The sequence below is a fragment of the Pseudomonas sp. LAMO17WK12:I10 genome (genome assembly GCF_900215185.1).
Taxonomy (GTDB): domain Bacteria; phylum Pseudomonadota; class Gammaproteobacteria; order Pseudomonadales; family Pseudomonadaceae; genus Aquipseudomonas; species Aquipseudomonas chlororaphis.
In genome coordinates this window covers 1-23988 of sequence record NZ_OBDX01000008.1, presented here as the reverse complement: position 1 = coordinate 23988, position 23988 = coordinate 1, and the positions used below count along the sequence as shown (strand labels likewise).

Sequence of the window (23988 nt, the reverse complement as noted above, 5' to 3'; positions counted from 1 at the left end):
ATTATTTTTGTACTGTGGCGGCCAGGGCCACCCGCCGTCCGCTCATGAAACACAGCAGGCCGCCCAGGGCGGTCAAGGTGCTCAGGGCATAGAACATGGTCGGTGCCGGGGTATGCACCAGCAGGTAGCCGCAGATCACCGGGCTCAAGGCGCCGCCCAGGGCCGCGAGGTTCTGCGCGCCGTAATAGCTGCCGCGCAGGGCCTCGGGCGCCAGGGTGTCGATGAACAGGAATTCCGCCGGGTAGATGATCATCTCGCCAAGGGTGAAGACGAACATCGCCAGGCACCAGCCCAGCAGGCTGTCGGCCAGGCTGAAGCCGATCAGGCCGAGGATGAACAGGCTGGTGCCGACGGCGATCCAGTAGCGCAGCTGTTCGCGCTTGAGGAAACGACCGATCTGGTACTGCAGCAGGATCACGCTGATGGCGTTGCAGGCCAGCAGGGCGGCCATGGTATCGAGGGCGCTTTTCGTGTCTTCGGTGACCAGCAGGTACTGCGACAGGTACAGGGTGAAGCGCCCATGGACGATGGTGCTGAGCAGGCAGCCGCAGGTGAACATGATCAGCGTGCGGTCGTTTTTCAGGGTCACCAGGGTGTCGAGGAAACTCTGCGGCTTGCTCAGCGAGGGCAGGCCCGGCGTGGCTGGAATGCCGCGCATCAGCAGGGTGCTGAGAAAGGCAATGGCGCCGGCGATCAGGAACGGCGCCAGCGGCAGGTGCCCGGCGATCACCACGCCGAGCATGGGGCCGGTGGCGTAGCCGATATTGGTCAGGGTGTAGCGCAGGGAGAACACCCTGGCCCGCTGACTCACCGGCAGGTTTTCGCTGATGATCGCCTTGGAGCCGATCAGGAACAGCGCCGAGGCGGTTTCGGTGATCACCAGGATCGCGGTGGTCAGGTAGAGGTTGTGGGCGAAGGTCAGCAGCACAAAGCCGGTGCCGCTGGAGAGCATGCTCAGGATCAGCAGCCGGCGCTTGTCCAGGCGATCGAGGATGTAGCCGCCATACAGCGCGAGCAGCGTGGCGATGAACACCGCGACCCCCAGCAGCAGGCCGACGTCCTGCTGGTCGAGGCCGAGTTTTTCGCTGAGGAACAGGGTGAGCAGGGGGCTGGTGATGGCGCGACTGACGACAATGGTCAGCGAGCAGATCATCAGGCGGCGGATAACCAGCGAGTAAGTGGCCACGGTGGTGCACGAGTCCTTGTTGTCTGAGTGGGCTACGGAAGGGCTATGGTTGGAGCCAGCGGTCCAGCACGGCGACGGATTCCATATCCGCCAGCCGCCACAACTGTTGCAGCAATTCGCCGGCCCGTTCGGCTGGCAGCACCCGGGTCGCCAGGCTGAGAAACTTTTCTTGCAGCGCCTGATCGTCGAGCGGGTTGCCCGGCGCGCCCAGCGGCACGTCGACACACCGGCTGGCCTGGCGCCCGTCGCGGGTGCGCAGGGTCACCACGGGCTCACCATCCTCTGACAGTTGCGGATCCACTTCAAGGCGGATCCGTGCCATGGCACCGGCGATCCGTGCTGTTTCGCGGCACTCGCGGTCATAGGCATCCAGCCGCGCATGGCTATGCACCAGGCGCGCCGCCAGGGCGTAGGGCAGGCTCATCTGCGCGGCGGCCAGGGAGCCGAGGTCGCGGCTGCCGCACATGTCGTCGAGGAAGGCGCAGAGGGACACCTGAATGTCCTCCACCTGATCCGCCGTCACTTGCAACTGTTCGAGCAACAGGCCCAGGGCATCGATGGCCGAGTGGGTGCCACGGCAGGAGGCATAGGGCTTGATCGAGCAGCGCGCGAGCTTCCACACCTGGCCCAGCTGTTCGTCCAGGGCCTGGGGGATCGCGTCGCTGCCGGCCAGGGTCTTGAGGAAACCGCCCCAGACCTCCTCGAACAGCTGGCCCGGCCCGGTCACGCCTTGCCGGGCCAGGCGCGCGGCCAGCAGACCGCCTTCGGCCGCCCGGCCGCTGTGCAGTTTCTTGCTGTGCGAACCGTCGTGAATAAAGGCCCAGAGCCCGCCGCTGAAGCTGCCGGCCAGGCCCAGGGCCGAAGCCATCTGCCGGGCATCCAGGCCGAGCACCCGTGCGCAGGCAGCTGCCGCGCCGAACACCCCGCAGGTGGCGGTGGAATGCCAGCCGGCGCCGTTGTGGGCCGAATAACCGCCGCAGGCTTCCAGCACCCGGCGCCCGACTTCATAGCCCATGACCACCGCGGTGATCAGCTCGCGGCCGCTGAGTGGCGTGTCCCGCAGGCTGGCGGCGGCCATCACCGCCGGCAGCACCACGGCCCCGGAATGGTCGCAGCCGCCGGTGTCGTCCAGCTCCAGGGCATGGGCGGCGATGCCGTTGAGCAAGGCCGCCTGGGTGGCACTGCTGCTCAGCGCGGTGCCCCACACCCGGCTGCGGCCGCCTTCGTCGCCGAGGGCCTGGCGCGCCGCCATGGCGACTTCGCTGTGCGCCCCGGCCAGCGCGGCGCCGAAGGTATCGAGGATATGCCGGATGGCCTGGGCCACCAGGGCCGGGGGCAGGTCTTCGAAACGGCTGTCGACGCAGAATTGCGCCAGGTGTTGCAAACGATCGGTCATGGCAGGTAGGCCCGATAGTGACGTTCATAAATCGCCGCGGGGTGATCCTCCGCCAGCGGTTGCGCGCGTTCCGCCCACCACTGGGCGATCTCGCCGGCGCGGGCGATCCAGGCATCCTCGTGCCGCTGGATGCCCTGCAACAGCTCGCGCAGCAGGCCGATGCGCCCCGGGGTGGCGATGATCTCCGGGTGCAGGCGCAGCACGTAGAGCAGGCCGAAACGGTGGAAGGCGGCGAAGTCCAGCTGCAGGTTGCCCAGGGTGTGGCTGTAGGAGGCGATCCGCGATTGCCCCGGCGGCACCGCCGGGCTGAGGTTGAAGGCGAAGTAGGGTTCGTCTTCCAGTTCGTAGTGCAGCGGCAGCTCGATCACTTCCGGCCGGGTCGGATGAGGGAAGGGCAGGTCATCGCCGCGCCAGGACGAAGACCAGCGAATGCCTTGCCCGTGCAGTGCCTCGACGAACCCCGGGGCCCAGTTGCCGGCCGGAATGCGAAAGCCCCTGGGGCGCCGGCCGGTGAGGTCGGCCAGGGCCTGGCAACCGCGTTGCAGTTCCAGCTGCTGTTCGGCCAGGCTCAAGCGGTCGTAGTTGGCATGGTGATAACCGGCGCAGGCGATTTCATGCCCGGCGGCCTGGATCGCCCGCACATGCCCGGGGTTTTCCTCGGCCACAATCCCCGGAACGAACCAGGTGGCCGGCATCCGCAGTTCGTCGAGCAGCGCCAGCAGGCGTTCGACGCCACGCTGGCTGCCATAGCGCCAGACCGACAGGGTCTTGTCGCGCCCGGCCACTTGCGGGGCCTGGGTGAGGATGCCGTGGATGTCGTTGTAGTCGACGGTCACCGCCACGGCGCAGCGGTAGCCCTGGGGCCAGACCCGGTTGTCAGCCATGGTGATGCTCCTTGAGCCACCAGCGGGCGACGTCGCGGCAGGTGGCGAACCATACGTCCTGGCGCTGGCGCATATGTTCGAACAGCCGCTCCAGCAGCAGGATGCGCCCGGGTTTGCCGGTGATCTTGGGGTGGAACAGGGTGGTCAGGCACAGCCCTTCGTCCATGGCGCCGTCGTACTCGCGGCACCAGTTGTCCAGGGTCAGTTCGTAGCTGGCGGTGCGGTCCAGGCCCGCGGGGAAATCGGGGGCGCGGGTGTAGGCGAGGGAGGCGTAGTCGTCCATCTCCCAGCGCCCGGGGATCTCCACCAGCGGCGTGGCATGGCCCGGTACCTGGACCAGGTACGGACGGTCGTCGCCGCGCATGCTGCTGGAATAAGCGACGCCGGCTTCCACCAGCATCGCCGGGGTTTCGGCGCGCCAGTCGCCCGACGGGGTACGGAAACCTTCGGCGCGGATATTCAGGTGCTTCCAGAACACCTCGCGGGATCTGGTCATGACCGCCTTCTGCTGCTCCAGGGGCAGGGCATAGAAGGACTCATGCTGATAACCGTGGTACGCCACCTCGTGCCCGCGCTCGACGATCGCCTGGCATTGCCTGGGCCAGTTCTCCACCACCCAGGCGGGAACGAAGAAGGTGGTCGGGATCCGGAAGGCGTCGAGCAGGTCGAGCAAGCGCGGCAGGGCCCGATAGGGGCCGTAGCCGCCGAAGCCGAAGTATTCCGGCTTGCGCCAGATCGAGCCGTCGAGCATGGCGTCGCCGGTCGGCCCGTCGAGGTCGAAGGCCAGGGCCAGGCACGCCTGGTGCCCGTCCGGCCAGGTGGGTTGGGGTGAGGAGGACATCGATAGCGCTCCAGTCATTGGGGCGGGCCGGTTTGCCCGCCATCCGCTGAGCAACGGCCACCTCCCGCGGACACGAATGGGCTCGCGCCCGCGGGGGGGGGGCTCGGTGGTTATTTACCGGCGTTGAGGGTCACGGTCTTGATCGCGCCCAGCTCCAGGTTCCATTTTTTCAGGATGGCCTGGTAGCTGCCGTCGTCGACCATGCTTTGCAGCGCGGTCTTCAGGGCTTCGGCCAGCTCGGGCTTCTTGTTGCTCACGCCCAGGCCGGTGAACTGCTCGGAGATCGGCAGGCCCAGGGTCTTATAGGTGTCCTTTTCCTGGGTCTTGAGGTACGGCAGGGTCTCGCTGCCTTGCATGGCCGCGTCGATGCGGCTCTGGCGCAGTTGCGCGCGGGCGTCGGCCGAACCTTCGGCGCCGATCACCACCACCGCCGGCTTGCCGTGGGCTTCGCAGTTGGCCTTGCTCCAGGCAGCGATTTCCGCCGGGAAGGTGGTGCGACGGCTGGTGCCGACTTTCTTCCCGCACAGGTCGGTGGGTTCGTTGATCGCGGTGTTTTTCTGCAGGGTGTAGAACTGCGGCCCGCTGGTGAAGTAGTCGACGAAGGTCACGCTCTTCTGCCGTTCGGCGGTGTCGGTCATGCCCGACAGCACCGCATCCACGCGGTCGGTGGTCAGGGCGTTGATCATTTGCTCGAAGCCGGTTTCCTGCCAGGCGATCTTCACCCCCAGGCGCTCGGCCAGGGCGTTGCCCAGGTCGTAGTCGAGGCCGGTGAGCTGGTTGGTGGCCGGGTCCTTGAAGTCCATCGGCGGGTAGTTGGGCATGATCGCGACGACGATCTCGCCCTTGGCCTTGATGCTGGCGGGCAGCTCGGCGGCGAAGGTCAAGCTGCTGGCCATCAGGCTTGCGAGTACTGCTGGAATGACGAAATTCTTCATGGTCGTTCTCTTATGAATGTTGTGAGGTCCGCTCCGTGTTTGCGAGCTCGGGCCTAGGTTCGAACGGCAGAAATGAAGCTTTGGGTGCGCGGGTTTTGTGGGCTTATTAGTATTTCTTCGGGGCTTCCAGCCTCCACGATCTGCCCGCCGTCCATGAACACCATGCGGTTGGAAACCTCCCGGGCGAAGCCCAGTTCATGGGTGACGACGATCATGGTCATGCCGGTCTGCGCCAGGTCGCGCATCACCGACAGCACCTCACCGACCAGTTCCGGGTCGAGTGCCGAAGTGGGTTCATCGAACAGCATCAGCTTGGGCCGCATGGCCAGGGCGCGGGCGATCGCCACCCGCTGCTGCTGGCCGCCGGACAGCTCGATCGGGTAGCTGTTGCGCTTGTCGGCCAGGCCCACCCGGGCCAGCAGTTCCAGGGCTTCCTCGTGGGACTCCTTGGGCGAGCGCTTGAGCACCTGGCACGGGCCTTCGACGATGTTTTGCAGCACGGTCATGTGCGGGAACAGGTTGAAGCGCTGGAACACCATGCCGGTGGCCAGGCGCTGGCGGGCGATCTGCGATTCGTTGAGCTCGTGCAGCTTGTTGCCGACGATGCGGTAGCCCACCAGCTCGCCGTCGACCCACAGGCCGCCCTTGTCGATCTTCTCCAGCTGGTTGACGCAGCGCAGCAGGGTGCTCTTGCCCGAGCCGGACGGGCCGATGATGCACAGCACTTCGCCTTGCTCGACCTCGATGTTGATGTCCTTGAGGGCGTGGTAGTTGTCGTAGTACTTGTTCAGGCCCACAGCCTTGACGATGTTTCTCATGATCGGATTCTCCAGGGCTGCTTACGAGCGTTTGCCGGCGCCGCGGGCGAAACGGCGTTCCAGGCGGCTTTGGCCGAAGGACAGGACGGTGACGGCGGCCAGGTACCAGATGCCGGCGACGATCAGCAGCTCCATCACCCGGGCGTTGGCGTAGTAGATGTTCTGGGCGTTGTAGAGCAGTTCCGAGTACTGGATCACGCTGGCCAGGGAGGTCATCTTGACCATGCCGATGAACTCGTTGCCCACCGGCGGGATGATGATGCGCATGGCCTGGGGCAGGATGATCCGGCGCAGGGCCTGCAGGCGCGGCATACCGATCGACTTGGCGGCTTCGTACTGGCCGGTGTCCACCGACAGCAGGCCGGCGCGCACCACTTCGGCGGTGTAGGCGCCCTGGTTGATGCTCAGGCCGAGCAGGGCGGCCACGAACGGCGTCATCAGGCTCACGGTGTCCAGCTCGAACAGCCCGGGAATGCCAATGGTGGGGAAGATCAACGCCAGGTTGAACCACAGCAGCAGCTGCAGGATCAGCGGCGTGCCGCGGAACAGCCAGGTGTAGGTCACGGCCACGTAGCGCAGGATCGGATTGGCCGACATGCGCATGATCGCGGTGATGACCCCGAACACGATGCCCAGGGCCATGGCCAGGATCGCCATGACCAGGGTGTTGAGCAGGCCGAACAGGATCGCCCGGGACGTAAGGAACTGGCCGATGTACGACCATTCGATCTTGCCTTCGGCGAAGGCGCGGACCAGGCCGACGAGGGCGATGACGATCACCGTGGCGAAAAAGATTCGCCCGTAGTAGCGCCGCGGCACATGTTCGTACTGGGTGATGTCGAACTGGTTTTCGGCTTGTTTGCGCTCGGCGAGGAGGCGCTCTGCCTGGGTCTGGCTCATGCTGTTTCTCCCAACGCAGGCGGATGGCGCCTGCGGTCTGTCGGTCGTCATCCCGGCGGAGCGAGCGGGCGGCATCGATGCCGGCTCGCTCCCACGGGACTGCGTTCAAGGTTTCAGAGACGGAAACCGTCGTACTGCGCGGCCCATTGCCGCTGCGCCGCCAGGGCGGTTTTCAGCCGGGCGATCTGCGCGCGCACCTGTTCCGGCGCGGTGCCGCCCCAGCCGCTGCGGGCGGCGATGGCGGCTTCCAGGGTCAGGCTGTCGCGCACCTCCGGGGTCAGGCGCGTATCGATCTCGGCCAGCAGGGCCGGGGAGGCTTCCCAGAGTTCGAGGTCGTGTTTCTCGCAGGCCTGGACCAGCGCGCCGGTGATTTCGTGGGCTTCCTTGAACGGCACCCCGCGCACCGCCAGCCAGTCGGCGACTTCGGTGGCCAGGGTGAAACCCAGTGGCGCCTGGCGCCGCAGTTCCTCGACGTTGACGGTCATGGTCGCGACCATCCCGGCCATGGCCGGCAGCACCAGCAGCAGGGTGTCGACGCTGTCGAGCACGCCGTTCTTGTCTTCGCTCAGGTCGCGGTTGTAGGACAGCGGCAACGACTTGAGGGTCGACAGCAGCCCGGTGAGGTTGCCGATCAGCCGGCCGGCCTTGCCCCGCGCCAGTTCGGCGATATCGGGGTTTTTCTTCTGCGGCATGATCGAGCTGCCGGTGGCGTAGGCATCGTCCAGGGCCACCCAGCGGAACTGCCGCGAGGACCACAGGCAGAACTCTTCGGCCAGGCGCGAGATGTTGATCCCGAGCATGCTGGCGACGAACAGGAACTCGGCCACGTGGTCACGGCTGGCCACCGCGTCGATGGAGTTCTCGCAGACGCCGGCGTAGCCCATCTCCCTGGCCGATTGCTGCGGCTGGCGGGCGATGGCCGAGCCGGCCATCGCCGCCGCGCCCAGTGGCGACAGGGCGGTGCGGGCATCCCAGTCCACCAGCCGCTGCACGTCGCGCAGCATTGATTGGGCATGGGCCAGCAGGTGGTGGGCGAAGACGATCGGCTGGGCCTGCTGCAGGTGGGTGAAGCCCGGGCAGATGCTGTCCACATGCTGTTCGGCCTGTTCCACCAGCGCTTGCTGCAGGTCCAGTACCTGCACCGCCAGGCTGCGGACATGGTCGCGCAGGAACAGGCGCAGGTCGTTGGCGGTCTGGTCGTTGCGCGAACGGCCGGCGCGCAGCTTGCCGCCGAGGGCGCCGAGGCGCTCGGTGAGCAGGCGCTCGATGAAGGTGTGCACGTCTTCGTCGTCCAGGGTCGGGCTCACCCGGCCGGCGCGGAAGTCTTCGCCAATGCGTTCCAGGGCCTCGAGCATGGTGCGGGTTTCCGGCTCGTCCAGCAGGCCGGCGCGTTGCAGTTCCCGGGCATGGGCCTTGGAGCCGGCGAGGTCGTAAGGGGTCAGGCGAAAGTAACGCTCGGGGCAGCGCGACAGGGCGGCCAGGGCCGCGGACGGGCCGCTTTTGAAACGGGCGCCCCAGAGGCGATCGGTAGGCTGGTTCATTGTTTTTTCCTCGTCGATAACGCGAATTGAATTCGGTACGGCCGACCACGGACTTCTCCAACAGCCGCTGAAAGGGCGTCGAAGAGTCTTCGGGTCAGGCAGGTTTCAAGAGGGCAGTAGCAAGTGGCGAGAACTGATCGAAGTGTCAGTTTTTAAGGGTGTTGAATCAGCGAGTTGTCGCTGACCCAGGGAAACTTTTGATGGTTGCCAAGCCTTGTTTTCTATGTTCATTATTATTTGTCGGCTGTGTTTTTGTTGTGCAGCAAAGCCTGTTGAATATGCCGCCCGAGGTCAATAAGCATTATGGAAACCCCACTTTCCAATTCTGGAAACCCAGCGATTAAAACCGCCCACAGAGCACCGCTGGCACTCAGCGGGCTGGACTTCAAACTGCTCAAGGTATTCAAGGCAGTGGTCGAGGCGGGAGGCTTCAGCGCCGCGCAGAACGAGCTGAACGTGGGCCTGGCGGCCATCAGCAAGCAGATCTCCGACCTGGAGATCCGCATCGGCATGCGCCTGTGCACCCGGGGCCGGGAGGGTTTTTGCCTGACCGAGGAAGGCAGCCTGGTGTATCAGGCGTCGATTGACCTGTTTGCCTCGGTGGACAACTTTCGCGACCGGCTTAGTTGCGCGCAGAATGAAATAATCGGCGATCTGGGTGTGGGGGTCATTGATAATACGATCACCGATATTAGTTCGCCGTTAGTTGCTGCCCTGCGACGAATGAATATGGAGTCGCCGAAAGTAAGGTTCAGGCTCTACGCATCACAACTGGATGAAGTTGAACGGGGTGTGGTGGAGGGGCGCTTAGTTGCTGGAATTGTGCCGGTCTATCAAAAGCGTGAAGAGTTCGATTACTTCAAGTTATATGACGAAGAGTCCGCGGCTTATTGCGCCGTGGGGCACCCGTTGTTTGACGTGGCGGACAACGCGATCGACGCCGAGACCCTCAAGCAGTACGAGTTCATCAACCATCGCTATGCGATCCATCAGGCCAAGGGGCAGTTTGCCCTGTACGACAGCTTTTCGGCGGCGGCGTCCCAGGTCGAAGCGGTGGCGATACTGATCAAGACCGGGCGTTTCCTCGGTTTCCTGCCCCGGCACTATGCCGCGGCGCTGGTGGAGCGTGGCGAAATGCGCGTGCTGCTTCCGGACCGGGTGCACTACAGCACACCCTTCAGCCTGATCCTGCGTCACAACACGGTGCGCAGTCCTTTGGTCAAGGCCTTCGCCCAGGCGCTGGGGGTGGATCTCAAGAGCAATGGCTGAGCCTGGCCCGGGTAGCGTTCCAGGTTCTGCCTGCACTCATTATCTGTGCTTGGCTGCTGGTGAAAAGTACGCGCTAAAAGTGCGGGTCAAAAGTGCAAATGAAAAGTGCGCTTCAAAGTGCGCTATTCGATAAGGCGGAGCACGCCGCAGACATGGCTGGTATAGCCGGTATCATGGCACTTTCAACCTATGGTTGCAGTCCTTTAGATTCCCGCAGGGTTATCCGTACGAAGTAACCGGTGAGTACAAAACATGTCGTTTGCGGTCCACCCACTCGCCATTTTAAATAACCGGCGCGGCGCTCCTTAGATGGCTGACACCCTCCTACAGTTGAGTGGGTTAGGCAGGCAGTGTCAGGCGCATGGCGCAGCGCCGGGCCGCCGGCAGGCCGTGGCGAGCTTCCTCGGCCAGCACCTGCCGCAGGCGCGGCCCCAATTGGTCGGCGTCCAGGGTGACGAAACCGCAGCGCTGGTAGAAGGGTTCATTCCACGGCAACTGGCGAAAGGTACTCAGGGTCAGGGCGCTGAACCCCTGCAGGCGCGCCTGTTCGCCCACCGTCTGCAGCAGGCGACGGCCGATGCCGCGTCCTTGGGCGGCGCTGGCGACCGAGATCTCCCAGATATGCAGTGCGTCGACGCAGGCTTCGGCGTCGAGGAAGGCGCACACCTCCTGGTCGAGCACCGCCACCCACACCCGTTGCTCGCGGATATGTGCGCGGTGCTGCGCGGCGTCGGGCACCTCGGCGTCGGCCAGCCAGGCCAGTTCGGGGTCGCGGCGAAACAGCGCGGCGGCGCTGCGTTCGATGGCGGGGAGCAGGGTGGCATCGGCCTCTGTGGCCAGGCGGATTTGCAGAGTCATGGGGCGCGAGTGTAAGGAGCCAGGGCGCGGTGGGGCAACCTTCAGGGTTGGGGGGTGGCAGGCAGATGCAGCATGACGAAGTCGTTCTTGTCGAAGCGTCCGCTGAGTACCGGAGTCAGGCGCACCAAGGGCGTGTCCTTGAGTGTCGCCAGCTCGCCTCGATCCATCATCACCCAGGCCGGGCCCGGGATGGCGGCAAGGGCCTCGGCGCGCTCGGTGAACAGCGGTTGCAGGTCCTGGTCGAGGTGGACCATGAACTTAATGGCCTTGGCGTCCTTGCCCATGGCGTGCAGCACCAGCGGTGCCGGGTCGCTCTGGATCAACCGTTGCGCCGCGAGGCTGAAGTCGCGGGTGTCGTACAGCTGGCGTTCGACGGGCTCGAACACCCCGATGTAGGTGGTCCACACCGCCAGCACCGCGGTATAGGCCAGGCCGACGGCCCGCCAGCGCGGCCGGGCCAGCATCAGCAGCGCGGCCCCTTGCAGCAGCCCAAGGAGCGCCAGCATCGCGGTCAGGTCCGTCAGTTGCTCGGGAAACTTGCGTTGCAGCACCAGCAACCCGACGATCAACAGCCCCGGCAGCAATAGCCATATGCCTTGGATCGCAATCCGCAGCCAGGCCATGAAGCGCCCCTGGCGCGCCTGGAACGGGTAGGCCGCGACAATCGCCGCCATGGGCAGCATCGGCAGCAGATAGCGGGCTTTCTTGGCCTGGGGAATCGACAGGCCGATCATCACCAGCAGCCCCGCGGCGGTGCACAGGCGCAGCAGCTTCAGCGCCGGGTCCGGTTCGTCGCGCCGGGCCAGCAGCACGCCGATCCAGGCCAGGATTGCCAGCGGGTAGGCCAGGGCGTAGTTGCCCAGGGAACTGCTGAAGTAAAAGAACCAGCCACTGCTGCCTTCGCTGCCGTCCATGCGCCCGGTGAACTGCATGCGGATCACCTCCTGCATGAAGGCCGGGCCGCCACTCAGCCGGGCCAGCCACAGCAACAGCGCCACGCACGCCAGCAATAGCAGCAGGGCGCTGCCACCGAACACCAGCATGCGTCGCCACTGGCCTTCGAGCAGGTAATAGCTGCACAGCATGCCGCAGGGAATCACCAGGCCGATCGGCCCGCGAATGGCGAACCCTGCGACCAGCAATGCGAGGATCAGCCACAGGCGGCGCGGCGCGGCGAAGTGATCGTGGGCATACCCCAGGTAGAACACCGCCAGGGCGATGGCGGCGAGTATCTGGTCCAGGGACACGGCGCGGGTTTCGCTGATAAAGGTATTGCTGAGCAGGAGCAGGGCGACGCTGAGCAGGGCCCAGGTTCGGGAACAGGGCGCCAGCAGTCGATAGATCAGGCTGACTATGGTCGCCGAAGCCAGGGCCGTAGGCAGCCAGGCGCTCAGGCTGACGACCCGGCCGAACGGCAGCGAGAACAGATAGATCAGCAGCGTCGAGGCGCTGCTGTAGTCGGCATAGGGCTGGCCATAGGTGGTGGGGAAGAACCCGGGCCCATGGCGCAACATTTCCTTGGCGAACAGGACGAACCTTGAGTCGAAACCGGTCACCGCCTGCTGGTAGACCCCGGCACAGAACAGCAGCAGGGCCAGCAGCCCCAGCCCCAACGCTTGCCTGTGCAGTGTCTGGGCGGGGACGGCGCGCGGGATCATTCAGGCTTCAACCGGTGTGCCGGCCCATTGCTGGTAAGGAATTGGCAGCTGGCGCGACTCGCCGCGGCCGATCGGGAAGTAGGTGAAGCCGCTGCGGGCCAGGCGCTCGGCGTCGTACAGGTTGCGCCCGTCGAAGATCACCGGGGCCTTGAGGCGCTGTTGCAGCAGCTGGAAATCCGGTGCCTTGAACTGCTGCCACTCGGTGCAGATGATCAGCGCGTCGGCGTCGTTGAGCACCGATTCCGGGGTGCCCATCAGCATCAGCTTCGGTTCGTCGGGGTACAGGCGCTGGGTTTCCTGCATGGCTTCCGGGTCGAAGGCGCGCACGTTGGCGCCGGCGGCCCACAGGGATTCGAGCAGCACTCGGCTTGGGGCATCGCGCATGTCGTCGGTGTTGGGCTTGAAGGCCAGGCCCCAGAGGGCGAAGGTCTTGCCTTTCAGGTCGCCCTTGTAGAAGGCGTTGATACGCTCGAACAGCTTGTGTTTCTGCCGTTCGTTGATGGCTTCCACCGCTTGCAAAAGGTCGCTGGAGCAATGGGCCTGCTCGGCGCTGTGGATCAACGCGCGCATGTCCTTGGGGAAGCACGAGCCGCCGTAGCCGCAGCCCGGGTAGATGAAGTGATAGCCGATGCGCGAGTCGGCGCCGATCCCCAGGCGCACCGACTCGATATCGGCCCCCAGGTGTTCGGCCAGCTCGGCGATCTGGTTGATGAAGCTGATCTTGGTCGCCAGCATGCAGTTGGCGGCGTACTTGGTCAGCTCGGCGCTGCGCAGGTCCATGAACATGATGCGGTCATGGTTGCGGTTGAACGGTGCGTACAGGTCGCGCATCACGTCGCGGACTTCTTCGCGCTCGCAACCGACGATGATCCGGTCCGGCCGGCGGCAGTCGGACACCGCCGAGCCTTCCTTGAGGAATTCCGGGTTGGAGACGATATCGAACTGCAGGGCGCGCCCGTCCAGGGCTTTTTCGATGTGCGCTTTCAAGGTGTCGCCAGTGCCCACCGGCACCGTGGATTTCTCCACCAGGATCACCGGCTGCTCGCGGTGCCGGGCCACGGCGTCGCCCACCGATAGCACGTAGCGCAGGTCGGCCGAGCCGTCCTCGCTGGACGGCGTGCCGACCGCAATAAACAGCACCTGGCCATGTTGCACCGCGAGCTTTTCGTCGCAGGTGAAACTCAGGCGTTTGCCTTCCAGGTTGTCGCGCACCAGGCTCGACAGCCCGGGTTCGAAGATACTGACGTGCCCCTGTTGCAGCTGCTGGACCTTGTGTTCGTCAATGTCCATGCAGATGACATCGTGGCCGACCTCGGCCAGCACGGCGGCCTGCACGAGGCCGACATAACCACTTCCAAATACGCTGATTTTCATGGGGTATTCCTGGGACTTGTCGCGGGAGCAGGTCGTGAGTTGATGGTAATGACGCCGAGGATGACCAGCGCCACCCCCAGGGTTTTCGAGAGACTGAACGGTTCGTTGAACAGTGGCAGGCTGGCGGCCAGCAGATAGACCAGGGCGTAGCTGATGCTGAGCAGGGAATAGGCCCGACCCAACGGCAGGTCGCGCAGGGCCAGCAGCCAGCAGAGCATCGACAGGGCATAGGCGAGGATCGCCGCCAGCACCACGCCCAGCGCCAGCAGGTCGACCTGGCCGCCGGACAGCGCCGCCAGCCAGTCCGCGGGTACCGGCAGGCGGGTCATGCTCCAGCGCATGCCCAACTGCGCGGCGCTGACCAGCAGCACGCTGCCCATGGCGAAGGTGAAGCCCAGAGCCCGGCTCATGCGTGGCGACTCAACAGCAGCACGCCAGCCAGTACCAGCGCCACGCCCAGCCAATGACGGCGGTCGATGGTTTCATGGAAGACGAAGCGGGCGATCAGGGTGATCAGCACGAAGTTCAGGCTGAGCATCGGGTAGGCGATGCCGACCTCGACCCGCTGCAGCACCAGCAACCACACCAGCAAGCCCAGGCCGAGGCTGGCGAGGGCCAGCCACAGCCAGGGCGAGCGCAGTTTGTCGAGTGCGCCGGAGGGCTGGCCACGCCAGCTTTCCACGGCGAACTTCTGCGCGATCTGGCCCAGGCAGGTCAGCAGGCAGGCGGCGAGCAGCAGCAACAGGCTCATGGCTGGCTCTGAGGGAAGATCAGGATCACGAGATTGCCCTGGTCATAACGTTTGAAATCCTGCGGCAACAGATCGATTTCGTAGTGTTCGTCGCCACTGACCCGCATCACCACGCCCACCTGGCCTTGCTTGCGGGCCTCGGGCATCCATTCGCCGACCTTGCGCAGGTCGATATAGCGATGCTGGGTGTCAGGATAGGCCAGGCCATATTTCACTTCGCCTGTCGTGTTGTACAAGGCAATATCCGGGCGCTTGAGACGCCAGGCCAGGGCCGAGGCGGCGCCCAGGTCGTTGCTCACCAGGGTGTGGCTCTTCGCGAGTTCCTCGGCGTGATCGATGATGAATTGATCCGGCATCTTGTTGTAGACCACCGAGTTCGGCAGGCCGGCGGGCAGCAGGGCGATGAACAGCCAGCTGCCGAGCGCCGGCGCGGCCCACAGTTGCAGCGGGCGGAAGGCCGGCAGCAGGTTGCTCATGTTCCAGCCAAGCAGGGCCAGGAACACCAGCACCAGGTGCCCGGGCTCGTTGCTGTACAGCGGCTTCTTCAGCTGGAAATACACCAGCGCCAACAGCAGCAACAGGCCCAGCACCAGGTTGAGCACCGCGTTGAGGCGGATGATCCGGCTCTGCCCGGCGTGCAGCCGGTCGCTCAGGCTATTGCCCATCAACAGCGCCAGCGGCAGCAGGCACGGCAGGATATAGGCCGGCAGCTTGCCCTTGCTCAGGCTGAAGAACGCCAGCGGCAGGATCAGCCACAGCAGCAGGAAACCGATGCTCGCCTGGCGCCGGGTCTGCCAGGCCTGCTTCAAGGCACCGGGCAGCACCAGGACCCAGGGCATGCTGAACGCCACCAGCAACGGCAGGTAGTACCACCATGGCGAGGCGTGCTGGGCGTCGTCACCGGCAAAACGGCGGATGTGTTCATGCCAGAAGAAGAACCGCCAGTAATCCGCTTCCTGGGCATGCACCGCCAGGGCCCACGGCAGGCTCACGACAATCGCCACCAGCACCGCGACGCCGCCATGGATGAACAGTTCGCGCAGGCGTTTTTGCCAGAACATGTAGGGCAGGGCGATCAGCACCGGCAGCAGCCAGGCGAGGAAACCCTTGGTCATGAAGCCCATGCCGCAGGCGAAACCCAGGCCGGCCCAGGCCAGCAGGCGGTTGCGTGGGGTGCTGTTGTCCAGGGCGAACCACAGGGCCACCAGGCTCAGGTTGACCCAGAAGGTGAACTGCGGGTCGAGGTTGGCATAACCGCCGGCGCCGACCACCACGCAGAAACTCATGTACAGCAGGGCGCAGACCAGGCGCTTGCGCGGGTCGTTCCACAGCCGCCCGGCCATCAAATAGGCCAGCAGCACGCTCAGGCCCATGCTCAGGGCCGAAGCCACCCGCACGCCGAATAGGTTCTGGCCGAACAGTGCCTGGCTGAGGGCGATCATCCAGTAGCCGGCGGCCGGCTTCTCGAAATAACGGATGCCCATGAAATGCGGCGATGCCCAGTGGCCGGTCAGGAGCATTTCCTGGCTGATCTGCGCATAGCGGGTTTCATCGGGAATCCACAAACCGTGGGTGGCCATCGGCAACAGGAAGAACAGGCCGAAGGCAAGCAGTAAAAGAGGCAGGGCCCAGCGTCTGGTCATGCGCCTTGCACCCCCAGCCAGCCTTCGCGGCCTTCGAGGGCGCCACGAATGACCTGCCCCTGGGGCAGGCTCTGCAAGGAGGCGGGCAACAGGTTGCCCAGGGGAGTGAAATGAATGTCGCGCTGGCGGGCTTGCGCCAGTAGCTGACGAAAATCGTTGGCCATCAGAATCCCTTCGACCTCGGCGTGAATGGTGTAGACGTTGAGCTTTTCAGGGCTGAACCGGTCCAGGATGAATGCGTTGAAGTCGTGGGCCGCGACGGCTGGCCCGACCACTTCGTCGAAGGTCGGCAGGTCGACCGGAATCTGCGGGGCGCCCAGGCTGCCATCCGCCAGCCGGGGCTGGAAGATCGACGTGCCGCGGCAATCGCTGTTGTAGCGAAAGCCGAAGCCCTGCTTGGCCTCGATCACACGCTCGTCGGCGCGCCAGCCGGCGGCGGCCGAGCAGTCGACGCGCTGGCCGAGAATGTCATTGAGGGTGTCGACGCCCTGGCGGATCTGCTCGATCAGCTGCGCCTGGTTCCAGCGCCCGGCATTGGCCTGCCAGCCGTGGTGATCCCAGGCGTGCAGGCCGACTTCATGGCCGGCATCCCGGGCCTGGCGCATCAGGTGCCCGAGGTCGCGACCGATCGGCTTGCCCGGCCAGGCGGTGCCGGCCAGCAGGATGTCCCAGCCATAAAGACCGGCGGCGTTGGAGCGCAGCATCTTCCACAAAAACTGCGGGCGGATCAGGCGCCACAGGTGGCGCCCCATGTTGTCCGGGCCGACGCTGAAGAAGAAGGTGGCCTTGATCCCGGCCTCGTCGAGCAGCTCCAGCAACCGCGGCACTCCCTCACGGGTGCCGCGATAGGTGTCGACATCGATTCGCAGACCTGCCTGCATCAACATGCTTCTTCTTTAGAGTGCTCCGCGATTTCGAGCATGGCTTCGCGCAGGAAGAAGTCCAGCGTGTTGCCGATGGTTTCCTTCATCTCGACGGTCGGCTCCCAGTTCAGCAGGCGCTTGGCGTTGGCGATGCTCGGCTTGCGGTGTTCCACGTCCTGGTAACCGGCACCGTAGAAGGACTTGCTCTCGACCTCGCGGAAACCGGCGAACGGCGGGAAGTTGCCACGCAGCGGATGGGCCTCGAACTGACGCAGCAGCTCTTCGCCCAGCTGGCGGATGCTGGCTTCGTTGTCCGGGTTGCCGATGTTGATGATCTGGCCGTTGCACACATCGTTTTCGTTGTCGACGATGCGCGCCAGGGCTTCAATGCCGTCGGCGATGTCGGTGAAGCAGCGTTTCTGCTCGCCGCCGTCGAACAGGCGGATCGGCGTGCCTTCCACCAGATTGAGGATCAGCTGGGTGATGGCCCGGGAACTGCCGATGCGCGCCGAGTCCAGGCGATCCAGGCGCGGGCCCATCCAGTTGAACGGGCGGAACAGGGTGAAGTTCAGGCCCTTGCTGCCGTAGGCCCAGATCACCCGGTCCAGCAGTTGCTTGGACACCGAGTAGATCCAGCGCTGCTTGTTGATCGGGCCGACGATCAGGTTGGAGCTGTCTTCGTCGAAGTTCTGGTCCTGGCACATGCCGTAGACCTCGGAGGTCGACGGGAAGATCACGCGTTTGTTGTATTTGACGCAGTAGCGGACCAGCTTGAGGTTCTCTTCGAAGTCCAGTTCGAACACACGCAGCGGGTTGCGGGTGTATTCGATCGGGGTGGCGATGGCCACCAGCGGCAGGACCACGTCGCACTTCTTAATGTGGTACTCGATCCACTCGGAGTGAATGCTGATGTCGCCTTCGACGAAGTGGAAATGCGGATGGTTGCGCAGGCGCTCGATGGCGTCGCAGCCGATATCCAGGCCGTAGACCTCGTACTTGTCGTCACGCAGCAGGCGCTCGGACAGGTGATTGCCGATGAAACCGTTGACGCCGAGGATCAGCACCCGGGTGCGCCGCGGGGCACGGCCGGATTCGGCACCGCGCAGCAGCGAGCCGTCCACCAGGCCCAGTTCGTTGGCCAGTTGCGGGCCGCTGAGGTACAGGCCGTTGTCGTTGCGCTGGCCGGCGTTGATCAGCAGTGAGTCCTGGCCGCAGGCGATGCGCAGCGGGTCGACGCTGATCACCCGGCCCGGGGCCTGGCCTTCGTTGCCCTTGATCACCTCGGCGCTCCAGACGATCAGCTTGTGCTCGCCCACGGCGCAGAACGCGCCCGGGTAAGGCTTGGTCACGGCCCGCACCAGGTTGAACAGTTGCTCGGCCGGCTGGCTCCACAGCAGCTTGCCATCAGCCGCGGTACGGCGACCGAAGTAGCTGGCCCTGGATTCGTCCTGGGCGGTTTCGCTGACCTTGCCTTGCGCCAGGGCGGGCAGGGTGTCGCGCAGCAGGCTGGTGGCGGCATCGCGCAGCTTGCCGTGCAGGCTCAGCGCGGTATCGCTGCGCTCGATGGCCACCCGCTGCTGGGCAACGATCGCCCCGGCATCTGGGCGCTTGACCATGCGGTGCAGGGTCACGCCGGTTTCGCTTTCGCCGTTGACCAGCACCCAGTTGGCCGGCGCGCGGCCACGGTAGCTTGGCAGCAGCGAACCGTGCAGGTTGAAGGCGCCCCTGCTGGCGGTGGCCAACAGCGCTTCGCTCAACAGGTTGCGATAGTAGAAGGAGAAGATGTAGTCGGGGTTGAGTTTGGCGATGCGCTCGACCCACAGCGGGTGGTTGGCGTCGTCCGGGGCATGCACCGGGATGCCCTTGAGCGAGCACAGTTGGGCCACGGAGCCGTAGAAGGTGTTTTCCTTGGGGTCATCGGCATGGGTGAAGACCGCGCCGATTTCATAACCCGCGTTGAGCAGGGCTTCGATGCCCGCGCAGCCGATATCGTGGTAGGCGAAGACAACAGCTTTATGACTCATGGCGAGACCTGATCGGAGAGAGTGGAAGTTAGACCGTCGACGGTGACAGCGGGAGCAGGAGCGGCAGGCTGGCTGCGCAAGACTTTTTCAATGAAGAAGCGTGGGCGGGCACGCACATCGCTGTACATGCGGCCCAGGTATTCGCCCAACAGGCCCATGCCGATGAACTGGCCACCGGTGAACACGAACAGGATGGCGAACAGCACGAACATACCGTCGCCGGCCCATTGGGAACCGAACACCAGGCGCAGGAAAACCAGCAGCAGGGCGAACAGCACGCCGAGGCCGGCCATGCTGAAACCGATGATGCTCAACAGGCGCAGCGGCGTGGTGGTCATGCAGGTGATCAGGTCGAACATCAGGTTGATCAGGCGCATCGGGCTGTACTTGGAGTCGCCGTGTTCACGCTCGGCGTGGTTCACCAGCACTTCGGTGGTATGGCGGGCGAAGCTGTTGGCCAGGATCGGGATGAAGGTGCTGCGTTCGCGGCAGGCGAGCATGGCGTCGACCACGCTGCGGCGGTAGGCGCGCAGCATGCAGCCGTAGTCGTTCATGGCCACGCCGGTAGAGCGCTGCACGGCGAGGTTGATCAGCTTCGACGGCCAGCGGCGCCAGGCGGAGTCCTGGCGGTTGTTGCGCACCGTGCCGACCACGTCGTAGCCCAGCTCGGCCTGGGCCACCAGGCGCGGGATTTCTTCCGGCGGGTTCTGCAGGTCGGCGTCCAGGGTGATGATCACGTCGCCACGGCATTGCTCGAAACCGGCCATGATCGCCGCATGCTGGCCGTAGTTGCGGTTGAGGATCACCGCCACCACCGGGCTGCCTTCGCGGCCGGCCGCTTGCTCGAGGATCTGTGCCGATTCGTCGCGGCTGCCATCGTCCACCAGGACGATCTCGAAGTCGTGCTTGAGCTGGCGGCAGGCCGCTTCAGTGCGGCGCAGCAGTTCGGGCAGGCTTTCTTCTTCGTTGTAGACCGGAATGACGATCGACACGAACTGGATTGGATAAGGTTTCAAGGTTTCAGTCCAGACAGGTTTTGATGGCGCCGACGACCCGCTCGACGTCGTCGAGGGTCATGTCGGGGAACAGCGGAATCGAGCACAGGCGTGCCGAGTTCCATTCGGTGTTGGGTAAATGCACATCCGGGAAGCGCTGGCGGTAATAGCTGTGCAGGTGAGTGGCGACGAAGTGGATGCCACTGCCGATGTTCTGCTCCTGCAGGGCCTTCATGAAGCCGTCGCGATCGATGCCGCAACGCTCGGCGTCGATGCGCAAGATGAACAGGTGCCAGGCATGTTGCTGCGGATACTGCGGCAGGTGCAGCGGTTGCACTGGCAGGTCGCGCAGCTGCTCCAGGTAGGCATTGGCCAGGATCTCGCGCTGGCGATTGATCGCGTCCAGGCGCTGCAACTGCACCAGGGCGATGGCGGCATTGATATCCGCCAGGTTGTATTTGAAGCCGGGTTCGATCACCTCGGCCTGGGGCTTGCGCCCGTGGGTCAGGCGGTCATAGGCGTCGACGCCCAGGCCGTGGAACTTGAGCATGCGCACCCGGTTGGCCAGGGCCTCGTCGTCGCTGACGAACATCGCGCCTTCGGCGCAGGTCATGTTCTTGATCGCATGGAAGGAAAAGATCGCCGTGCCCCGGGCGCCGACGGGCCGACCGCGATAGGTGGTGCCGGCGGCGTGGGCGGCATCCTCGATCACTGCGATGCCGTGTTTGTCGGCCAGGGCGTACAGCGGATCGAGGTCGAAGGCGGCACCGGCGTAATGCACCGGGATGATCGCCTTGGTCCGCGGTGTGATCGCCGCTTCAATCGTGGCGGCATCGGTCATCAGGGTGTGCGGATCGACATCGACGAAGACCGGCGTCGCCCCCAGCAGGCAGATCATGTTGGCCGTGGAAACCCAGGTCTGCGAGGGGGTGATCACCTCATCGCCAGGGCCGATGCCCAGCGCCAGCAGGGTAATGTGCATGCCGCCGGTGGCTGACGATAAGGCCACCGCGTGCTGGCAGCCGACCCGCGCGGCGAATTGCTGCTCGAGCTCCTGGTTTTTCGGTCCGGTGGTGATCCAGCCAGAGCGTAGAACCTGCTCGACCGCAGCGATCTCTTCATCGCCAATACTCGGACGCGAGAAAGGAAGGAAAGCCTGGTTCATTGAGACCTCGGGTGAAGAAAAACGTCAGAGAACGAAGGGTTCAAGCGGTGTGTGAGACGTGCGGATGGTTCTTGTTTTTATTGATGTCGGGTAACGAAGTGCATGCAGTCATTGGTGCTTATCCATGGTTGAGCCGTTGGGGCGTTCCTTGCCGTGCTTGAGTAAAGACTATGTTGAGAAAAAGTAAATACGGATCAAGGTGTTATAGGTGAAATAAGATCAATCTCAACCCGCGCTCAGGATCTTCGTCGTGGTGGATCCAGGTTTCGAGGGCCCGAGATTAAGCGGAAAAATGTGAAACGAATATGAAAAATAGGGCAAGACTCCGTTTATCTTCGAAGCAGACAGCCAGGGTTCAGTTTTTCCGCCTGCAGAGCGTGCCAGGCGGTTGCGAGGGCGACTTTTTAGAACCTTTCGAAGGCTTTTTGAAGACACAGATGGCGCTGTTTTTTGTCCTTTTGAGTCATACACCTGGAATGCAGCCGGCGAGAGTGTCGGCGGCTGCATTGTGAGTCGAAGAGGCTCAAGATTCGATCCGGGGAAAGATCAGGATGGTCATATTGCCGCGCTCATAACGCTTGCCGCCCAGGGGCAGCAACTCGACCTCACGCACCTCGTCGGCGTTGTTGACCCGCATCACCACGCCCACCGAGCCTTGCTTGCGGGCCTCGGCCATCCATTGCTGGACCTGGTCGAGGCCCACCGCGCGGGGCGCTGAGTCGGGATAGGCGATGCCGTACTTCAGTTCGCCGACGGTGTTGTACAGGTCCACCTGCGGGCGTTGCAGGCGCCAGGCCAGTGCCGAAGCGGCGCCCAGGTCGTTGCTCAGCAAGCGGCTGACCTGGCTCAGCTCCTGCTGGTGCTCGGCAATGAACTGGTCCGGCATCTTGCTAGCGACGATATGGGCCGGCATCGCCGCGGGCAGCAGGGCCACCAGCAGGCCGATACCCAATGCGGGCGCCGCCCACAGCGTCAGCGGCCGCAGCGCCTGCAGGGCGTTGGTGATGATCCAGCCCATCAGCACCAGGTAGCCAAGGGACAGGCTGAACATCTCCATATGCCCGTATACCGGCCGGGTGACCTGCAGGTAGATCAGCGCCGCCAGCGCGGCCAGGGCGAGGCCGACATTGAGCAGGCCGTTGATGCGTATGACGCGCCCGCGCGCCTGGTTCAACCGTTCGACCAGGGTATGCCCCATCAACAAGGCCAGAGGCAGCAGGCACGGCATGATGTAGGTGGGCAGCTTGCCCCGGCACAGGCTGAAAAACGCCAGCGGCAGTACCAGCCAGCACAGCAGGAAGCCGATACCGGGATCACGCTTCTGTTTCCAGGCCTGGCCCAGGGTGGACGGCAGCAAGGCCGCCCACGGCAGGCTGGAGACCACCAGCATCGGCAGGTAGAACCACCAGGGGCGGGTGTGCTGGGCATCCTCGGCGGCGAACCGGCGAATGTGCTCGTGCCAGAAAAAGAAACGCCAGAAGTCCGGTTCCTGCCCATGGATCATCCATACCCAGGGCAGGCTGACCAGCACGGCCACCAGCACCGCCAGCGGGCCGTAGCGCAACAGTTCGCCCAGGCGCCGTTGCCAGGTCATGTAGGGCAGGGCGATCAATGCCGGCAATAACCAGGCGAGAAAGCCCTTGGTCATGAAGCCGATACCGCAGGCCACGCCCAACATCGCCCAGGCCAGGATGCGCTGACGCGGGGTGGGGCCGTCGATGGCAAACCATAGCGCCACCAGGCTGAGGTTGACCCACAGGGTGAATTGCGGATCGAGGTTGGCGTAGCCCGCCTGCCCGGCGATCAGGCCGAAGCTCATATAAAGCAGGGCCGCGGCAAAGGACTTGCGCGGATCCTTCCACAAGCGTCGGGCGATCAGATACGCCAGTACCACACTCAAGCCGGTACTGAACACCGAGGCAATCCGCACCCCAAACAGGTTGTCGCCGAAGATCGCCTGGCCGATGGCGATCATCCAGTAACCGGCAATCGGTTTCTCGAAATAACGAATGCCCATGAAGTGCGGAGACACCCAGTTGCCGCTCTGCAGCATTTCCTGGCTGATCTGCGCGTAGCGGGTTTCATCGGGAATCCACAGGCCGTGGAAGGTGAGGGACAACAGGTAAAACAAAGCGAACGCCAGAAACATCAACAGCAGTGTCGAGCGTCGGGTCATGGACGAACACTCCCCCGGTGAGGTTGTTCATGACAGGCGGGCGGCGGACAGTCGATTGACTGGCCGGATAGACAGCGGAAATGGGCGCGTAACATCCCTCGGCTCCTGACAGCAGGGTTAAGTTTCTGTTGGTCGTTAAATGTGCCCGGCAAGGCGTTCAACATTAATCGACGCCGGGCTGATGCCTATTCAAGCTCGAAAAACGCTGGCGTCCAGTTATCCACTGAAAAACAAGTAACTTATTGATTCAAGGCGCGCCGCTAGTTGGTTTCTTTGAACTTGGCAAACTTAAATGCATGTAAGAGAACTCCTACAGCCTCCCGCTCAACAGAGACGGCCAGTTCTGTTCATTGATCACGCCCAGCACCTTCACTTGTCCCATATCACCCACGGATACGAGCAGCGCGCTGCCGTATTCGCTGGCTAACACATGCAGCCGCAATGGCGCGATAAGCAAGAGCAACTCAAGGGAAAGCCATGCAGTTCCAGGGTTACTGGAAATCTAGGGCGGGGCAGATGAAATGGATGTGAGAATTTCAACAAGTATTTCTTTAGAACGGCATTGTTGTTTGTGGAGTTTTAGTTAGCCGGCTTGCTATTTTTCAGAAAGTTCTTAGAAGGTGTAGACAAAATAAACTAAAGTTACCATTTCTTCTGCCTGGACAGCCTCGAAGTCATGCCTAGAATCGGACGCCCGCCCGCGATTACCGC

20 protein-coding genes are annotated in these 23988 nt (G+C 64.0%); 1 reads left to right on the top strand and 19 read right to left on the bottom strand.

The features are described from left to right. Position 1: 1 nt before the first annotated feature. The 8 genes from CRO75_RS11190 to argH form a co-directional block, all read right to left on the bottom strand. Entirely contained in the window at positions 2-1186 is a 1185-nt protein-coding gene (locus tag CRO75_RS11190) for an MFS transporter (RefSeq protein WP_097135286.1), read from the bottom strand. Between the two features lie 43 nt (positions 1187-1229). Further along, positions 1230-2582: an MmgE/PrpD family protein gene (locus CRO75_RS11185; protein ID WP_097135284.1), complete on the bottom strand. Its 1353-nt coding sequence runs from the start codon at positions 2580-2582 to the stop codon at positions 1230-1232. Then, entirely contained in the window at positions 2579-3466 is an 888-nt protein-coding gene (locus CRO75_RS11180) for a polysaccharide deacetylase (protein WP_097135282.1), read from the bottom strand. The genes CRO75_RS11185 and CRO75_RS11180 overlap by 4 nt, the downstream gene beginning before the upstream one ends. After that, the gene (locus tag CRO75_RS11175; RefSeq protein WP_097135280.1) at positions 3459-4307 is read right to left on the bottom strand and encodes a polysaccharide deacetylase; all 849 of its coding nucleotides are present in this window, start codon (positions 4305-4307) and stop codon (positions 3459-3461) included. Before CRO75_RS11175 ends, CRO75_RS11180 begins: the two co-directional genes overlap by 8 nt. Positions 4308-4417: 110 nt before the next feature. Then, positions 4418-5242, bottom strand: coding sequence for an ABC transporter substrate-binding protein (locus CRO75_RS11170; protein ID WP_097135278.1), 825 nt, complete (start codon positions 5240-5242; stop codon positions 4418-4420). Between the two features lie 53 nt (positions 5243-5295). Continuing rightward, positions 5296-6060 carry an amino acid ABC transporter ATP-binding protein gene (locus CRO75_RS11165; RefSeq protein ID WP_097135276.1) on the bottom strand — a complete coding sequence of 255 codons (765 nt, stop codon included), beginning with the start codon at positions 6058-6060 and terminating at the stop codon, positions 5296-5298. A 21-nt stretch (positions 6061-6081) separates the two neighbouring features. Next, complete coding sequence (locus CRO75_RS11160; RefSeq protein WP_009043824.1) at positions 6082-6960, bottom strand: amino acid ABC transporter permease; 879 nt, start codon at positions 6958-6960, stop codon at positions 6082-6084. Between the two features lie 113 nt (positions 6961-7073). After that, positions 7074-8501 carry an argininosuccinate lyase gene (gene argH / locus CRO75_RS11155; protein ID WP_009043825.1) on the bottom strand — a complete coding sequence of 476 codons (1428 nt, stop codon included), beginning with the start codon at positions 8499-8501 and terminating at the stop codon, positions 7074-7076. 303 nt (positions 8502-8804) lie between these two features. Between argH and CRO75_RS11150 the strand changes: the two genes are divergently transcribed. After that, the gene (locus tag CRO75_RS11150; RefSeq protein WP_097135274.1) at positions 8805-9770 is read left to right on the top strand and encodes a LysR family transcriptional regulator; all 966 of its coding nucleotides are present in this window, start codon (positions 8805-8807) and stop codon (positions 9768-9770) included. A 339-nt stretch (positions 9771-10109) separates the two neighbouring features. Here the strand turns inward: CRO75_RS11150 and CRO75_RS11145 are convergent, their stop codons facing one another. From CRO75_RS11145 to arnT (CRO75_RS11095), 11 genes are all read right to left on the bottom strand, one after another. Next, a complete protein-coding gene (locus CRO75_RS11145) occupies positions 10110-10628 on the bottom strand; it encodes a GNAT family N-acetyltransferase (RefSeq protein WP_097135272.1) in 519 nt (172 codons plus the stop codon). A 41-nt stretch (positions 10629-10669) separates the two neighbouring features. Continuing rightward, the gene (locus CRO75_RS11140) at positions 10670-12286 is read right to left on the bottom strand and encodes a phospholipid carrier-dependent glycosyltransferase (protein ID WP_097135270.1); all 1617 of its coding nucleotides are present in this window, start codon (positions 12284-12286) and stop codon (positions 10670-10672) included. Further along, positions 12287-13660 carry a UDP-glucose/GDP-mannose dehydrogenase family protein gene (locus CRO75_RS11135; protein WP_097135268.1) on the bottom strand — a complete coding sequence of 458 codons (1374 nt, stop codon included), beginning with the start codon at positions 13658-13660 and terminating at the stop codon, positions 12287-12289. It abuts the gene before it with no gap. After that, positions 13657-14070: a 4-amino-4-deoxy-L-arabinose-phosphoundecaprenol flippase subunit ArnF gene (gene arnF / locus CRO75_RS11130; RefSeq protein ID WP_097135266.1), complete on the bottom strand. Its 414-nt coding sequence runs from the start codon at positions 14068-14070 to the stop codon at positions 13657-13659. Before arnF ends, CRO75_RS11135 begins: the two co-directional genes overlap by 4 nt. Further along, positions 14067-14411: a 4-amino-4-deoxy-L-arabinose-phosphoundecaprenol flippase subunit ArnE gene (gene arnE / locus CRO75_RS11125; RefSeq protein WP_092418773.1), complete on the bottom strand. Its 345-nt coding sequence runs from the start codon at positions 14409-14411 to the stop codon at positions 14067-14069. The genes arnF and arnE overlap by 4 nt, the downstream gene beginning before the upstream one ends. Next, positions 14408-16054: a lipid IV(A) 4-amino-4-deoxy-L-arabinosyltransferase gene (gene arnT / locus CRO75_RS11120; protein WP_097135264.1), complete on the bottom strand. Its 1647-nt coding sequence runs from the start codon at positions 16052-16054 to the stop codon at positions 14408-14410. Before arnT (CRO75_RS11120) ends, arnE begins: the two co-directional genes overlap by 4 nt. Then, positions 16051-16935, bottom strand: a complete 885-nt coding sequence (gene arnD / locus CRO75_RS11115) for a 4-deoxy-4-formamido-L-arabinose-phosphoundecaprenol deformylase (protein ID WP_097135504.1) — start codon at positions 16933-16935, stop codon at positions 16051-16053. The genes arnT (CRO75_RS11120) and arnD overlap by 4 nt, the downstream gene beginning before the upstream one ends. Further along, on the bottom strand, positions 16935-18941 hold the full coding sequence (gene arnA / locus CRO75_RS11110; RefSeq protein ID WP_097135262.1) for a bifunctional UDP-4-amino-4-deoxy-L-arabinose formyltransferase/UDP-glucuronic acid oxidase ArnA: 2007 nt from the start codon (positions 18939-18941) through the stop codon (positions 16935-16937). Before arnA ends, arnD begins: the two co-directional genes overlap by 1 nt. Beyond that, complete coding sequence (arnC, locus tag CRO75_RS11105; protein ID WP_097135260.1) at positions 18938-19957, bottom strand: undecaprenyl-phosphate 4-deoxy-4-formamido-L-arabinose transferase; 1020 nt, start codon at positions 19955-19957, stop codon at positions 18938-18940. The genes arnA and arnC overlap by 4 nt, the downstream gene beginning before the upstream one ends. A 4-nt stretch (positions 19958-19961) precedes the next feature. Beyond that, positions 19962-21101: a UDP-4-amino-4-deoxy-L-arabinose aminotransferase gene (arnB, locus tag CRO75_RS11100; RefSeq protein WP_097135258.1), complete on the bottom strand. Its 1140-nt coding sequence runs from the start codon at positions 21099-21101 to the stop codon at positions 19962-19964. A 523-nt stretch (positions 21102-21624) separates the two neighbouring features. Then, positions 21625-23277 carry a lipid IV(A) 4-amino-4-deoxy-L-arabinosyltransferase gene (gene arnT, locus CRO75_RS11095; protein ID WP_097135256.1) on the bottom strand — a complete coding sequence of 551 codons (1653 nt, stop codon included), beginning with the start codon at positions 23275-23277 and terminating at the stop codon, positions 21625-21627. Positions 23278-23988: the final 711 nt, after the last annotated feature.

Excerpts from the sequence above, each read along its gene's own strand:
- CRO75_RS11185 (WP_097135284.1), bottom strand. The coding sequence starts at position 2,582 with ATGACCGATCGTTTGCAACACCTGGCGCAATTCTGCGTCGACAGCCGT.
- CRO75_RS11180 (WP_097135282.1), bottom strand. The coding sequence starts at position 3,466 with ATGGCTGACAACCGGGTCTGGCCCCAGGGCTACCGCTGCGCCGTGGCG.
- CRO75_RS11175 (WP_097135280.1), bottom strand. The coding sequence starts at position 4,307 with ATGTCCTCCTCACCCCAACCCACCTGGCCGGACGGGCACCAGGCGTGC.
- CRO75_RS11170 (WP_097135278.1), bottom strand. The coding sequence starts at position 5,242 with ATGAAGAATTTCGTCATTCCAGCAGTACTCGCAAGCCTGATGGCCAGC.
- CRO75_RS11165 (WP_097135276.1), bottom strand. The coding sequence starts at position 6,060 with ATGAGAAACATCGTCAAGGCTGTGGGCCTGAACAAGTACTACGACAAC.
- CRO75_RS11160 (WP_009043824.1), bottom strand. The coding sequence starts at position 6,960 with ATGAGCCAGACCCAGGCAGAGCGCCTCCTCGCCGAGCGCAAACAAGCC.
- argH (WP_009043825.1), bottom strand. The coding sequence starts at position 8,501 with ATGAACCAGCCTACCGATCGCCTCTGGGGCGCCCGTTTCAAAAGCGGC.
- CRO75_RS11150 (WP_097135274.1), top strand. The coding sequence starts at position 8,805 with ATGGAAACCCCACTTTCCAATTCTGGAAACCCAGCGATTAAAACCGCC.
- CRO75_RS11145 (WP_097135272.1), bottom strand. The coding sequence starts at position 10,628 with ATGACTCTGCAAATCCGCCTGGCCACAGAGGCCGATGCCACCCTGCTC.
- CRO75_RS11140 (WP_097135270.1), bottom strand. The coding sequence starts at position 12,286 with ATGATCCCGCGCGCCGTCCCCGCCCAGACACTGCACAGGCAAGCGTTG.
- CRO75_RS11135 (WP_097135268.1), bottom strand. The coding sequence starts at position 13,660 with ATGAAAATCAGCGTATTTGGAAGTGGTTATGTCGGCCTCGTGCAGGCC.
- arnF (WP_097135266.1), bottom strand. The coding sequence starts at position 14,070 with ATGAGCCGGGCTCTGGGCTTCACCTTCGCCATGGGCAGCGTGCTGCTG.
- arnE (WP_092418773.1), bottom strand. The coding sequence starts at position 14,411 with ATGAGCCTGTTGCTGCTGCTCGCCGCCTGCCTGCTGACCTGCCTGGGC.
- arnT (WP_097135264.1), bottom strand. The coding sequence starts at position 16,054 with ATGACCAGACGCTGGGCCCTGCCTCTTTTACTGCTTGCCTTCGGCCTG.
- arnD (WP_097135504.1), bottom strand. The coding sequence starts at position 16,935 with ATGCAGGCAGGTCTGCGAATCGATGTCGACACCTATCGCGGCACCCGT.
- arnA (WP_097135262.1), bottom strand. The coding sequence starts at position 18,941 with ATGAGTCATAAAGCTGTTGTCTTCGCCTACCACGATATCGGCTGCGCG.
- arnB (WP_097135258.1), bottom strand. The coding sequence starts at position 21,101 with ATGAACCAGGCTTTCCTTCCTTTCTCGCGTCCGAGTATTGGCGATGAA.
- arnT (WP_097135256.1), bottom strand. The coding sequence starts at position 23,277 with ATGACCCGACGCTCGACACTGCTGTTGATGTTTCTGGCGTTCGCTTTG.